Origin of the sequence: Puerhibacterium puerhi (assembly GCF_009846865.1) — a bacterium.
Taxonomy (GTDB): domain Bacteria; phylum Actinomycetota; class Actinomycetes; order Actinomycetales; family Cellulomonadaceae; genus Puerhibacterium; species Puerhibacterium puerhi.
Genome location: NZ_WUWN01000029.1, coordinates 23,484 through 35,610 on the forward strand (window position 1 = coordinate 23,484; position 12,127 = coordinate 35,610).

14 protein-coding genes are annotated in these 12,127 nt (G+C 76.1%); 10 read left to right on the top strand and 4 right to left on the bottom strand.

Annotated elements, in window-relative coordinates:
- Positions 1-66: 66 nt before the first annotated feature.
- The 3 genes from GSF02_RS13880 (at position 67) to GSF02_RS13890 (ending at position 3,190) form a co-directional block, all read left to right on the top strand.
- A complete protein-coding gene (locus GSF02_RS13880; RefSeq protein WP_159797534.1) occupies positions 67-1,065 on the top strand; it encodes a threonine ammonia-lyase in 999 nt (332 codons plus the stop codon).
- 23 nt (positions 1,066-1,088) lie between these two features.
- A complete protein-coding gene (locus GSF02_RS13885; protein WP_159797506.1) occupies positions 1,089-1,709 on the top strand; it encodes an L-threonylcarbamoyladenylate synthase in 621 nt (206 codons plus the stop codon).
- A gap of 77 nt (positions 1,710-1,786) precedes the next feature.
- The gene (locus GSF02_RS13890; RefSeq protein WP_159797508.1) at positions 1,787-3,190 is read left to right on the top strand and encodes a UTP--glucose-1-phosphate uridylyltransferase; all 1,404 of its coding nucleotides are present in this window, start codon (positions 1,787-1,789) and stop codon (positions 3,188-3,190) included.
- 99 nt (positions 3,191-3,289) lie between these two features.
- On the opposite strand, the gene GSF02_RS13895 is transcribed toward GSF02_RS13890, so the two are convergent.
- On the bottom strand, positions 3,290-3,940 hold the full coding sequence (locus GSF02_RS13895; protein ID WP_159797510.1) for an IMPACT family protein: 651 nt from the start codon (positions 3,938-3,940) through the stop codon (positions 3,290-3,292).
- Positions 3,941-4,008: 68 nt separating this feature from the next.
- On the opposite strand from GSF02_RS13895, the gene GSF02_RS13900 reads away from it, so the two are divergent.
- The gene (locus GSF02_RS13900; protein ID WP_159797512.1) at positions 4,009-4,707 is read left to right on the top strand and encodes a tyrosine-type recombinase/integrase; all 699 of its coding nucleotides are present in this window, start codon (positions 4,009-4,011) and stop codon (positions 4,705-4,707) included.
- Between the two features lie 118 nt (positions 4,708-4,825).
- Here the strand turns inward: GSF02_RS13900 and GSF02_RS13905 are convergent, their stop codons facing one another.
- The 3 genes from GSF02_RS13905 to GSF02_RS13915 form a co-directional block, all read right to left on the bottom strand.
- The gene (locus GSF02_RS13905; protein ID WP_159797514.1) at positions 4,826-5,476 is read right to left on the bottom strand and encodes a GNAT family N-acetyltransferase; all 651 of its coding nucleotides are present in this window, start codon (positions 5,474-5,476) and stop codon (positions 4,826-4,828) included.
- A 29-nt stretch (positions 5,477-5,505) separates the two neighbouring features.
- Positions 5,506-6,060: a Dps family protein gene (locus tag GSF02_RS13910; RefSeq protein WP_159797516.1), complete on the bottom strand. Its 555-nt coding sequence runs from the start codon at positions 6,058-6,060 to the stop codon at positions 5,506-5,508.
- A gap of 143 nt (positions 6,061-6,203) precedes the next feature.
- Positions 6,204-7,403, bottom strand: coding sequence for a DUF3866 family protein (locus GSF02_RS13915; RefSeq protein WP_159797518.1), 1,200 nt, complete (start codon positions 7,401-7,403; stop codon positions 6,204-6,206).
- A gap of 35 nt (positions 7,404-7,438) precedes the next feature.
- Here GSF02_RS13915 and GSF02_RS13920 point away from each other — a divergent pair, with 35 nt between their 5' ends.
- The 6 genes from GSF02_RS13920 to GSF02_RS13945 all read left to right on the top strand — a co-directional run.
- Positions 7,439-8,527 (top strand): helix-turn-helix transcriptional regulator, encoded by a 1,089-nt coding sequence (locus GSF02_RS13920; protein WP_159797520.1) that lies wholly within the window; start codon positions 7,439-7,441, stop codon positions 8,525-8,527.
- Positions 8,520-9,554, top strand: a complete 1,035-nt coding sequence (locus tag GSF02_RS13925; protein ID WP_159797522.1) for a helix-turn-helix transcriptional regulator — start codon at positions 8,520-8,522, stop codon at positions 9,552-9,554. The genes GSF02_RS13920 and GSF02_RS13925 overlap by 8 nt, the downstream gene beginning before the upstream one ends.
- A 5-nt stretch (positions 9,555-9,559) precedes the next feature.
- Complete coding sequence (locus GSF02_RS13930) at positions 9,560-9,931, top strand: hypothetical protein (protein WP_159797524.1); 372 nt, start codon at positions 9,560-9,562, stop codon at positions 9,929-9,931.
- 140 nt (positions 9,932-10,071) lie between these two features.
- Positions 10,072-10,392, top strand: a complete 321-nt coding sequence (gene tatA, locus GSF02_RS13935) for a Sec-independent protein translocase subunit TatA (RefSeq protein ID WP_159797526.1) — start codon at positions 10,072-10,074, stop codon at positions 10,390-10,392.
- Between the two features lie 36 nt (positions 10,393-10,428).
- Entirely contained in the window at positions 10,429-11,169 is a 741-nt protein-coding gene (tatC, locus tag GSF02_RS13940; protein WP_159797536.1) for a twin-arginine translocase subunit TatC, read from the top strand.
- Positions 11,170-11,238: 69 nt separating this feature from the next.
- Positions 11,239-12,127, top strand: an 889-nt coding sequence (locus tag GSF02_RS13945; protein ID WP_159797528.1) for a DEAD/DEAH box helicase, incomplete at its 3' end; no start/stop codon positions are given.

Consider the following 12,127-nt stretch of genomic DNA (forward strand, 5'->3'; position numbering starts at 1 on the left):
ATGCCGATGCATCCGGTCACGAACAGGTGTTGGACCTATGGGTGCGGGGAGAGGATCGTGGATCGCATGAACGGTGCCGCCGCTGCCGCCGCCCCCGGGGCGCCCGGCCTCCACCCGCCGACGCTGCGGGACGTCCTCGCCGCGCAGGTGCGGCTCGACGGCCTGGTCGTGCGCACGCCCGCCGGCCGGTATTCCGAGCTCGACGCCGCGGCGGGCACCGCGGTGGTGGTCAAGCACGAGAACCTCCAGCACACCGGTGCCTTCGAGGTCCGCGGCGCCCTCAACCTGCTGCTCGGCTTCGACGCCCCGGCGCGGGCGCGCGGCATCGTCGCCTACTCCACCGGCAACCACGCCCAGGCGCTGGCGTACGCCGCCCGGCACACCGGCACGGGCTGCACCATCGTCATGCCGGAGCGGCCCAACCCCGTCAAGGAGCGCGCGGTGCGGGCGCTGGGCGCCCGCGTGGTGCTCCACGGCGCCACGTTCGACGACGCCCGCGCCCACGCCCAGGACCTGGCCGCTCGGTCCGGGGCGCGGCTGGTCGGCGCCGCGAACGAGCCGGCGCTGGTCGCCGGGGTCGCCACGGCGACGTTCGAGCTGCTGCAGCAGGCGCCCGACCTGGACGTGCTCGTCGTGCCGGTCGGCGGCGGCTCCGGCGCGGCCGCGGCCTGCCTCGTGACCCGGGCGCTGGCCCCGCACGTCCAGGTCGTCGGCGTGCAGTCCGCCGCCTCGCCCGCCGCGCACGACTCCTGGGCCGCGGGCGAGCTGGTCACCCGGCCCAACGCCACGCGGGCCGAGGGGTTGGCCGTCGGCACCGGCTTCGCCCTGACCCAGCAGGTGATGCGCGCGGCGCTCGCGGACTTCCTCCTGGTCAGCGACGACGCCATCGCCGCCGCCCAGCGGGCCTACCTCACCGGCGCGCGCACCGTGGCCGAGGGCGCCGGCGCGGCCGCGCTCGCCGCCGTCCTGACCCACCCGGACCGGTTCGCCGGCCGCACCGTCGGGGTCGTGTGCAGCGGCGGCAACGCCGCCGAGGCCGAGCTGGTCCGGGCGCTGCGGGCCTGAGGCGGCGCCCCTAGGCTCCCGGCATGGCCCGCTACTTCGACGTCCACCCGGTCAACCCGCAGGCCCGCGCCGTCGGCCAGGTGACCGCGATGCTGCGCGAGGGCGCGCTGGTCGCCTATCCCACGGACTCCGGCTACGCCCTCGGCTGCCGGACCGACTACCACGACGGCACCGAGCGGATCCGGCAGGTCCGGCGGCTCGACGCGCGCCACCACTTCACGCTGGTGTGCGCCGAGTTCGCCCAGCTCGGCCACCTCGTGCGCCTGGACACCGCCGCGTTCCGGGCGATCAAGGCGGCCACGCCCGGGCCCTACACGTTCATCCTGCCCGCCACCGAGGAGGTGCCGCGGCGCCTGGCGCACCCGAGGAAGAAGACCGTCGGCGTGCGCATCACCGACAACACCGTGGCCCAGGCGATGCTGCGGGAGCTGGGCGAGCCGCTGCTGTCCTCGACCCTGATCCTGCCCGGGCAGGAGGAGCCGCTCGCCGACGGGTGGCAGATCAAGGAGGAGCTGGACGCGGTGCTGGACGCCGTCGTCGACGCCGGGGAGGTGGTCGCCGAGCCGACGACGGTGGTCGACTGGTCGGCGGGCTACCCCGAGGTGGTCCGCGTCGGCGCGGGGGACCCGTCCCGGTTCGAGTGACTCCCGCCCCGGACGGGGCGGGCGGCCTTGCCGCGGCCGTCCGTCGTGCGCCGCCGCGCGCCGATAGGGTGCGGAGCATGAGCGACCGTGGACTCGAGCTGGCACGTCAGAAGATGACCGACGCGGGCGTGGCGCCCGCCGCGATCGACACGTTCTCCCGCTTCTACCGGCTGCTGGAGTCCGGGGCGAGCGGCCTGGTGCGCGAGGACGACGTCGAGCCCCTGCGCGACCTGCCCCGGCACGCCGACCTGGACATCGACCCGGACGCGGCCGCGGCGGCGCTGGCGAGGACCGCGATCATCAAGCTCAACGGCGGCCTGGGGACGTCCATGGGCATGGACAGGGCCAAGTCGCTGCTGCCGGTGCGCGAGCGCGACGGCCAGGCCCTGACGTTCCTCGACGTGATCGTCGGGCAGGTGCGCGCCGCCCGGGCCGCCACGGGCGCCCGGCTGCCGCTGGTGCTGATGAACTCCTTCCGCACGCAGGACGACTCGCTGGCGGCGCTGGCCCGCTACGAGGACCTCGCCGTCGACGGCCTGCCGCTGGACTTCCTGCAGAACCGCGAGCCCAAGCTGCGCGCCGACACCCTCGAGCCGGTCGAGTGGCCCGCCGACCCCGAGCTCGAGTGGTGCCCGCCGGGTCACGGCGACCTGTACCCCGCGCTGCACGCCTCCGGCGTCGTGCGCGCCCTGCTGGACGCCGGCTTCCGCTACGCCAGCGTCTCGAACTCCGACAACCTCGGCGCGGCGCCGGACGCGACCATCGCCGGCTGGTTCGCCGCCTCCGGCGCGCCGTACGCCGCGGAGATGAGCCGCAAGACCCCGGCGGACGTCAAGGGCGGCCAGCTGGTGGTGCGCAAGTCGGACGGGCGCATCATGCAGCGCGAGACCGCGCAGACCCACCCGGACGACATGGCGGTCTCCCTCGACCCCGAGCGGCACCCGTACTTCCACACCAACAACCTGTGGTTCGACCTCGAGGCGCTGGCCGCCGAGCTCGAGCGCACCGGCGGCGTGCTGGAGCTGCCGCTGATCCGCAACGAGAAGACCGTCGACCCGGCCGACCCGGCCAGCCCGAAGGTGGTGCAGATCGAGTCCGCCATGGGCGCGGCCGTGGCCGTGTTCGAGGGCGCGACGGCGATCGAGGTGGGCCGCGAGCGGTTCCTGCCGGTCAAGACGACGAACGACCTGCTCGTGCTGCGCTCGGACGTCTACGAGCTCACCGACGACTTCCGCCTCGCGGCGCGCGTGCCCGCGCCGCTGGTCACGCTGTCCGGCACGTACAAGACGATCGGGCGCTTCGACGAGCGGTTCCCGGCCGGCGCGCCGTCCCTGGCGGGCGCCCGGTCGCTGACCGTCGAGGGCGACTGGACGTTCGGGGCGGGCGTCGTCGTCGAGGGCGAGGCCGCGCTGCCCGACGCCGGCGCGCCGGCCACGGTGCCCGACGGCGCCCGCGTCACCGCGGACGGCGTCGCCGCCTGACCCTCCCGCGTCGTGGGTGCAGGACACGCCGTGCGGGTCGCGGTCCGCACGGCGTGTCCTGCACCCGTCCGGGGCCTGCCGGGCGGGGGAGGCGAGCGATCAGGCCGGGACGTCGACGACGCGGCTCGCGCCCGGCACGGGGACCAGGGCGCCCGCCGACGCCGCCGCGACGTCCTCGGCCAGCCGCGCCACCTCGTCCGGCGGCACGAGCAGCGTGAAGCGGGCCGTCTCGCCGTACGCGGTGCCGCCCAGGACGGCGCCGTGCCCCGCGCACCAGTCCCGCAGCACGTTGTCGAGGCGGCCGGCGTCCGCGTGCGGCACGTCGAGCGTGACCTCCGTGAGCACCTGCCGGCGCACGAGGCGCGCCCGGTCCAGGGCCTCGGAGACCGCCGAGGAGTACGCGCGCACCAGCCCGCCGGCGCCGAGCAGCACCCCGCCGAAGTACCGCGTCACCACGGCCACCACGTCGGTCACCGCGCGCTGGCGCAGCACCTCGAGCATCGGCACGCCGGCCGTGCCGGACGGCTCGCCGTCGTCGGTGGAGCGCTGCTGGTCCGCGTGCGGCCCGACGACCAGCGCCACGCAGTGGTGCCGGGCGTCCCACGACTCCTTGCGGATGCGGGCGACCACGGCGTCCGCCTCGGCCACCGAGGCCACTGGCGCGACGTGGGCCAGGAACCGGGACTTCTTGATCACGAGCTCGTGGTCGACGGCGGCGGCGATCGTCGAGGGCAGGGCGGGCTGGCTCACCCGCCGAGCGTAGCGGCGCGCCCGTCGTGGCACTGGACTAAAAAGTGTGCCAAGCGCAGACTGGACGCATGGCGACGCGTGAGGACCGGGTGACCGGAGGCCAGGACGGGACCCCGGAGGGCACCCGGGACAGGGCCGACGGCGAGGTGGCGCCCGCCGTCGCCCGCTACCCGCGGCCCCCCGTCACGCTGGACGAGGCGGAGTGGGTCTGGCGCGAGCTCGGGGTCGAGGCGCTGCGGCCGGGCTCCAAGCCCGAGACGGTGCGCCTCGCCGTCATCGCCGGGCTCGTGCGCGCCACCGGCGCCCGGTACGGCGACCTGCTGCGCGTGCGCGTCGAGGACCTCGACCTGGGGCCCACGGGCGCCCGGGCGGGGGAGGGGAGCGTGCTGGTGCGCCACGGCAAGCACCGCGCCGCGCGGGTGCACCGCGTCCCGGCCGAGGTGGTGCTGGTGCTGCGCCACTGGATGGACGTGCGCGAGGAGCTCGCCGCCGAGCTCGAGGGCTCCGTGCCGCGGGCGCTGCTGCTGACCGTGCACCACACGCACGACAACGGCACCACGGTGGCGAGCGGCCTGCCGATCACCAAGCAGGGCCTGGTGCTGTCGTGGCGGCGCTTCGTCCATCGCACCAACGCCCGCTACGGCGCCCTGCGCCCGCCGCTGCCCACCCGGTTCGAGCAGGTGCGTAGGGCGTGGACCGAGGCGGGCGTGCCGGACCCCGGCCGCGACCTCTCGGACGCCGCGACGGAGGACGCCGCGGAGACGTGAGCGCCGCTCGGGCGTGACAGGCGTCGGTTGTGACCGAAATAAATAGTGTGCCAAGCGTCCAAAACGAGCAAAGCACCCCGCCGCGCCGGACACACCGAGCCCCGACGGCAGGGGTCCCTCAGCGGCTGGTGATCCCCAGCCGCGGGGCGTCCGGGCGCGAGGAGGGCAGCTCGACGAACCCGTAGCGGTCGTAGAACGCGCGGGCCGCGGTGTTGGCGGGGTCGTACCCGAGGTGGACGCCGGGCACGCCGCGCGCGGCGAGGGCCTCGCGGAACGTGTCCAGCAGGCGGGTGCCGAGGCCCTGGCGCTGCGCCTCGGGCAGCAGGTCGATGTGCAGGTGCGCGGGGTAGGCGTCGAGCTCGGCGGCGGTCAGGCCGCGGAGCATGCGCCGCGGGTCGGTGCCGTCGCGCAGCAGGTCCGCCTCGGTGTACCGCGGGCGGTGCGCCGTGGGTGCCCCGGGCGCCGGGTGCGCGGCGCGGAACCGCGGCGTCCAGGCCTGCTCCCACCACGTCACGAACGCGCGGGTGTCGGCCACGCCCAGGACGTAGCCCACCACGCGGCCGTCCGGGCCGGCCACGACGAACGCGAGGTCGGGGGAGTGCTCGACGTACGGCAGGGCGTACACGTCGGGCATCAGCAGGTCGTCGGAGTAGACGCCGCGGGCGTCCTGGCCGCCGGCGGCGGTGCAGACGCAGACGTGGGCGACCACGTCGCGGTCGCCCACGTCGTACGGGCGGATGGTCAGGGCGGTGAGCACGTCGTCGGGCATGCCCGGACGATAGCGCCCACCGCGGCGGCTCAGCCGACCTTCTTGGCCCGCCGCGCCGCGTCGAGCTCCGAGGTCGCGTCGCCCGTGGCGAGCTCGCCGGAGGCGGACTCGAGGTGGGCGCGCACGAACCAGTGGAACTGCTCGAGGTCGCGCAGGTGCCCCACCAGCATGTCGTTGGAGACCGTGTCGAGCTCCTCGGTCTCGGCGGCCGCCTTGCGGTGGTCGGTGATGACGCCCCGGTAGACCTCGTCCAGCGCGCCGAGGTGCTCGATCGCGCCGGCGCGCCCCAGGTGGTAGTCCTCCCAGGTCCGCGCCGCGACGAGCGCGCCGGGCGTGCCCTGCGGCGAGACGCCGAGGGTCGCGATGCGCTCGGCGATCTCGTCGACCATCGCCCGCACGGCGTCCACCTGCGGGTCGATCATCTCGTGCACCCCGATGAAGTGCGGCCCGACCACGTTCCAGTGGATGTGCTTGAGCGTCAGGTGCAGGTCGTTCAGCGAGTGCAGGCGGCCCTGCAGGATCTCGGCGACCTTGCCGCCCTCCTCCGGGGTGAGCGACGGGACGGTGTAACGGGGGACCGGCATCGATTCCCTCCTCTGTCGGCATCGGGTGTGCCACCCATCGTGGCCCCGCGGGCCGCGGCTCGCGACCGCGCCGCCGGCCGCGCAGGGTCCGCGGGGCGTCGCACGGCGGGTCGACGGCGCCTTTCGGTGCCGCCCGGCGCTCCTCAGCGCCGGGCGTCGGGCCCCGCCGCGAGCGCCGCGGCGTGGACGCCGGCGACGGCGGCGGTGACGAAGGCCGCGGGGTCCGCGTCGAGCCCGCGGCCCATGGTGGACAGCCGTGCGGGCGAGCCGCGCAGGGCCTCCAGGAGGTCGGCAGCGGCGTCGACCTCGACGAGGCGGTGGACCTGGTCGAGGCCGACGAGGGTGGCTGCCTGGTCGCGCACGCGCGTGGTGAGGGCGGCGCCCCAGGCGGGCAGCCCCTCGAGCTCGGGCGCGGGGCGCGGCACGACGACGTCGGCGGCCGCGAGCGCCACGCGCCCGTACGCGGTCAGGGAGTGGTGGGACACGCCGAGGTGGCGGTCGCGGGGGTCGGCGCCGGAGACGCGCAGGGAGGCCACCGGGCGGCCGCGCAGCGTGGCGGCGGCGTTGACCGCCTCGCCGGCCGCGACGCCGGAGTAGCCCCACCGGGTGCCGGTGCCGAGGTTGCCCGGCCCCTGGGCGACGACGGCGAGGTCGGCGCCGACGACGTGGCGGGCGGCGAGCAGGCCGGTGTGCACGGTGACTGCCTCGAGGTCGCCGCCGAAGGCCTGGCCGACGGTGACGGTCGCCTCGAGCCAGCCGGCCTCGCGCAGGGTGGCGACGGTGCGGGAGAACGCTGCGGGCAGGGCGCCGCCGTCGGTCATCACGTAGGCGACGCGGGGTGCGGGCCGGCCGGCGAGGCGGGCGGCGTGCCGGGCGCCGGCGACGACCGCGGGCAGGGCGGAGTGCAGGTCGGCGACGACGACGGGCAGGCCGCCGAGGTCGTCGGCCTCGGCGAGCAGGTGGTGGTGGGCGGACTCCTGCTCGTCGACGCCGAGCACCATGGCCTGCAGGGGCGTGTACCGGGCCTTGACCAGGTGGCCCGGCCCCGGCTCGGGGTCGCGCGGCAGGTCGGTGTCGCCGGCGGGACCGACGACGAGGGCGTACCCGCCGGTGCCGAGCCCGCGGGCGAGCGCCGAGCAGTTGAGCAGCAGCCGGTCGCCGGCGGCGGGGTCGCCGACGAGCGCCGTGTACGCGAGCGCCCGCACGCGCAGTCCCTCGCGGCCGGCGGTCTCCCGTCCCGGCAGGACGGCGTCGAGCACCACCTCCAGCTCGCGGGCGCCGGAGGCGCCGTCCCCCCAGGTCCTGCCCTGCGACACCACGGTGCCGGTCCGCCAAGTGATCACGCCAGGAAGGCTACCGGCGGATACCGTGTTCCCTGATGCCCGCGAACCCCTCCGACCAGCCCACCGGTGCCCTGGGCGCGTCGTCGTCGACGCCGCCCGCCGAGCGCCTCCTCAACCTCGTCATCGCCCTGGTGAACACCAGCGCCGCGATGACCAAGCAGCAGATCCGCCGGGGCGTGGCCGGCTACGGGGACGCCCCGTCGGTGGACGCCTTCGAACGCATGTTCGAGCGGGACAAGGACGCGCTGCGCGCGCTGGGCGTGCCCATCGTGACGGTCGACCCGGGCGGGCACAGCGAGGAGGTCGGGTACCGCATCGACAACGACGCCTACGCGCTGCCGCCGGTGGACCTCACGCCCGCGGAGCTGGGCGTGCTGGCGCTGGCGGCGCAGCTGTGGTCGGACAAGACGCTGCGCACGGACATCTCGCGGGCGATGACGAAGCTGCGCGCGGCGGGGGCGGGGGAGGCGGCGTCGGACGCGATGGCCGGCCTCGCGCCGCGGGTGCGCGCGGTGGGCGACGCCTACGGCCCGCTGCTGGAGGCGGTGACCGAGCGCCGCCCGGTGCACTTCCGCTACCGCGCGGCGAGCACCGGCCAGGTCAGCTCGCGCGACGTCGAGCCGTGGCGGATCGCCGCCCGGCGCGGCGGGTGGTACCTGGTGGGCTGGGACCGCGGCCGGCAGGCGCCGCGGGTGTTCCGCCTGTCGCGCATCGAGGGCCGGGTGCGGCTGACCGCCGCTGCCGGGGCGTTCGAGATCCCCGAGGACCTCGACGTGGACGCGCTGCTGGGGGAGCGCACCGGCCGCGAGCGCACCGCCGTCCTGGCCGTCGTGCCCGAGCGCGCCTCCGCGGTCCGGGCCCGCGCGCGGGTGCTGGACCCCGCCGACCTGCCCGCCCCGACGCCGCCCGACCGCGACCTGCTCGCCGTGGGGTTCACGTCGCTGACCACCGCGGCGGAGGAGCTGGCGGCCTACGGCGCCGCCGTCGTCGTGCTCGACCCGCCGGAGCTGCGCGCGGAGGTGCTGCGGCGCCTGCACGCGGCCGCCGCCCTCGCCGGGCCGGCCGGCGCACCCCCAGGCGCAGACGCGCACGCCGACGCAGACAAGGAGCACGACCGTGGCTGAGCGTGCCGACGACCGCCTGGTGCGGCTGCTGGGCCTCGTGGCCTACCTCGACGCCCGGGGGCCGGTGCCCGTGGCGCAGCTCGCCCAGCACTTCGGGGTGAGCGAGGCGCAGATCCGCGACGACGTCGACCAGCTGTGGGTCACCGGCACCCCCGGGTACTGGCCGGACGACCTCATCGACTTCGACGCCGACGCCGCCGAGCGCGGGGTGGTGCACCTGACCAACGCCCGCGGCATGACCCGCCCGCTGCGCCTGGGCACCCGCGAGGCCGTGGCCCTGGTGGCCGCGCTGCGCGCGATGCTCGAGTCGCCGGTCGTCCAGGCCGACGCCGAGCGGCGGGCGCTGGTGGGCTCCGCGCTGGAGAAGCTCACGGCGGCCACGGGCGAGGCCGCGCACGCGGTGGACGTGCGCCTGGCCCCGGACGGCCGGCCGGAGGTGCTGCGGGCGGTGACGACGGCGCTCGCCCGGGGCCGGCGGCTGCGCATCCGGTACGTCAACGCCGCGGACGTCACGGGGGAGCGGGAGGTCGACCCCGTGCGGCTCCTCACCCAGGACGAGTCGTCCTACCTCGTGGCGTGGTGCCACCGCGCCCAGGGCCGCCGCACGTTCCGCATGGACCGCGTCCTGGCCGCCGAGGTCCTCGACGTGCCGGTGTCCGCGGCCGGGCGGGCGCTGGCCGCGGAGCCGGAGGTCGGCCTGGACATCGCCCAGTCGGTCTCCGACCCGGCCGTGGCCACGGGCACGGCCACCGTCGTGCTCGCCTCGCCCGCGCGCTTCGTCGCCGAGGAGGTCCCCACCGAGTCGGTGCGCGACCTGCCCGACGGGTCGTTCGAGGTGCGGGTGCGCGTCACCAACCCGGCCTGGCTGCGCGGCCTGCTGCTGGCCAACGCCGCGCACGTGCGCTCGGTGGCGCCCGCGCAGGTGGCGCAGGACGTCGCCGAGGCCGCCCGCGAGGCGCTGGACGCCTACGCGGCAGTCGCCGGGGTGCCCGGTGCCCGGCCGTCCGACGACGACGCCGTAGGCTGACCGCCATGTGGTTCGCGGTGTGGTCGGTGCTCGTGGTCGCCACCCTGGTGGGCGCCGCCCTCCTGGGACGCGACCTGTGGCGCAAGGCGCGGCGGCTCGGGGCGGAGCTGTCCCGCGCCTCCGCGGCGTTCGACGCCGCCTCCGCGCGCATCTCGCAGGCCGTCGCCGAGGCCGAGGCCGCCGCGCCCGAGGTGTGCGCGACGATTTTCGACGACCCGACCGACCTGCGCGAGCGGGTCGCGGACCTGCGCCTGGCCCGCGCCGAGCGCGCCGAGGCCCGGCGCGAGCGCCACCGCGCCGTCGCGCAGACCTGGTCCCTCGACGGCTGGCTCGCCGGGCGTCGCGCGGCTCGCGCCGGGCAGCGCACGCAGCCCTGACCCGCCGGGCCGTGCGGGGGCCGCGCGCCGAGACATCTGGACGTCACCCGCAGGTCACTTCCGCGTCCACCGCGACCGCGTAGGGTGGGAGACGACGGACCCGCGCACCGTGGGACGGACGAGGACGAGGAGCCAAACTCATGGGCATGCTCAAGCCCTGGCACATCATCGTGCTGGTGGTCGTGATCCTGCTGCTGTTCGGGGCGCGCCGGCTGCCCGACCTGGCCCGCAGCGTCGGCCAGTCGCTGAAGATCTTCAAGAGCGAGGTCAAGGACCTCTCCGACGACGGCAAGCCCAACGACTCCCACGTGCCGCCCGCCGGGACGACGTCGTCCACCGGCACGCCGGCCAGCACGCCCCCGAGCACGACCCCCGCCGCGCCGTCGTCCACGACACCCGCGAGCGGCACCGGTTCGTCGCAGGTCCCGGGTCTCGTCGACCCGAACAACCCCAGGGCGTAGGCGGTGCCCGGCAAGTCCCGGGACCCCGAGGGGCGCATGCCCCTGCGCGAGCACCTGCTCGAGCTGCGCAAGCGGCTCTTCCTGGTCGCGTGCGGCCTCGTCGTCGGTGGCGTGGCCGGCTGGGTCCTCTACGAGCCGCTGCTCGACGCGCTCCAGGCGCCGCTGCAGGTCGCGGCCCAGGAGCAGGACAAGACCATCGCCCTGAACTTCACGGGCATGGCGTCCGCGCTCGACATGAAGGTCAAGGTCGCGCTGTTCCTCGGCGTCATCGTGTCCTGCCCGTGGTGGCTGTACCAGCTGTGGGCGTTCATCACCCCGGGGCTGACCAGGCGCGAGCGCCACTACGCCTTCGGGTTCCTCGGCGCGGCGGTCCCGCTGTTCCTCGGCGGCGCCGCGCTCGCCTGGTGGGTGCTGCCGCACGCCGTCGACATCCTCGCCGGGTTCGTGCCCGAGGGCGCGACGAACTTCACCGACGCCCAGGGGTACCTGAGCTTCGTCATGCGGCTCGTGCTCGCGTTCGGCCTGGCGTTCGTCTCCCCGGTGGTGCTCACCGGCCTCAACATGTCCGGGCTGCTGCGCCACGAGACGCTCGCCAAGGGCTGGCGCTGGGCGGTGCTGATCGCGTTCGTGTTCGCCGCGGTGATGACGCCGACGCCGGACGCCCTGACCATGATCTTCGTGGCGCTGCCCATCTGCGTGCTGTACTTCGGCGCCCTCGGCCTGGCGGTGCTGCACGACCGCCGCGCCGACCGCAAGCGGGTCGCCGAGGCGCTCTGACGCAGGCGGTGAGGCCCGCCCGCCGCCCGCGCGGCCTGCGGGCGGGCCCGCCGCCCGTAGGCTGACGGCATGACCGCCGACGCCCGCTCCGACCAGCGCAGCCCCGCCGAGCGGTACGCCGCGGCACGCGCCCGCTCGGCCCGCTCCCGTGCCGGGTCGGGCACCCAGCTCGAGCGCTTCCGCGGCGACCTCGGGTTCGAGCTCGACGACTTCCAGGTCGAGGCGTGCCAGGCCCTCGAGGACGGCCGCGGCGTGCTCGTCGCCGCCCCCACCGGCGCGGGCAAGACCGTCGTCGGCGAGTTCGCCGTGCACCTGGCCCTCGCCCGCGGCGGCAAGGCGTTCTACACGACGCCCATCAAGGCGCTGAGCAACCAGAAGTACGCCGACCTCGCGCGCCGGCACGGGGCCGAGAACGTCGGCCTGCTCACCGGCGACACCACCATCAACGGCGAGGCCCCCGTGGTGGTGATGACCACCGAGGTGCTGCGCAACATGCTCTACGCCGGCTCGTCCACCCTGGACGGCCTGGCGTACGTCGTCATGGACGAGGTGCACTACCTCGCCGACCGGTTCCGCGGCCCGGTCTGGGAAGAGGTGATCATCCACCTGCCCGACCACGTGCAGCTCGTGTCGCTGTCGGCCACCGTGTCCAACGCCGAGGAGTTCGGCGACTGGCTCGAGATGGTCCGCGGCGACACCGCCGTCGTCGTGTCCGAGCACCGCCCCGTGCCGCTGTGGCAGCACGTCATCGTCTCCTCGCGCGAGGGCGGCCCGCGCGGCGTGCCGCGCCTCATGGACCTGTACGCCGGGCACGTCGACCCCACCGACCCCGGCACGAACCCCCCGATCAACCCCGACCTCGCCGAGTACTTCCGCGTCGCGGGCCGCCGCGGCGACGACCGCGCCGGCTCCGGGGGCCCGGGGCGGGGCGACCGCGGCTACCGCGGGGCGACGCCGC

Bases quoted from the DNA above. Each gene is read 5' to 3' on its own strand.
- GSF02_RS13905 (WP_159797514.1), bottom strand. From the start codon at position 5,476: ATGCCCGACGACGTGCTCACCGCCCTGACCATCCGCCCGTACGACGTG.
- GSF02_RS13880 (WP_159797534.1), top strand. From the start codon at position 67: ATGAACGGTGCCGCCGCTGCCGCCGCCCCCGGGGCGCCCGGCCTCCAC.
- GSF02_RS13900 (WP_159797512.1), top strand. From the start codon at position 4,009: ATGGCGACGCGTGAGGACCGGGTGACCGGAGGCCAGGACGGGACCCCG.
- GSF02_RS13910 (WP_159797516.1), bottom strand. From the start codon at position 6,060: ATGCCGGTCCCCCGTTACACCGTCCCGTCGCTCACCCCGGAGGAGGGC.
- GSF02_RS13885 (WP_159797506.1), top strand. From the start codon at position 1,089: ATGGCCCGCTACTTCGACGTCCACCCGGTCAACCCGCAGGCCCGCGCC.
- GSF02_RS13920 (WP_159797520.1), top strand. From the start codon at position 7,439: ATGCCCGCGAACCCCTCCGACCAGCCCACCGGTGCCCTGGGCGCGTCG.
- GSF02_RS13890 (WP_159797508.1), top strand. From the start codon at position 1,787: ATGAGCGACCGTGGACTCGAGCTGGCACGTCAGAAGATGACCGACGCG.
- tatC (WP_159797536.1), top strand. From the start codon at position 10,429: ATGCCCCTGCGCGAGCACCTGCTCGAGCTGCGCAAGCGGCTCTTCCTG.
- tatA (WP_159797526.1), top strand. From the start codon at position 10,072: ATGGGCATGCTCAAGCCCTGGCACATCATCGTGCTGGTGGTCGTGATC.
- GSF02_RS13930 (WP_159797524.1), top strand. From the start codon at position 9,560: ATGTGGTTCGCGGTGTGGTCGGTGCTCGTGGTCGCCACCCTGGTGGGC.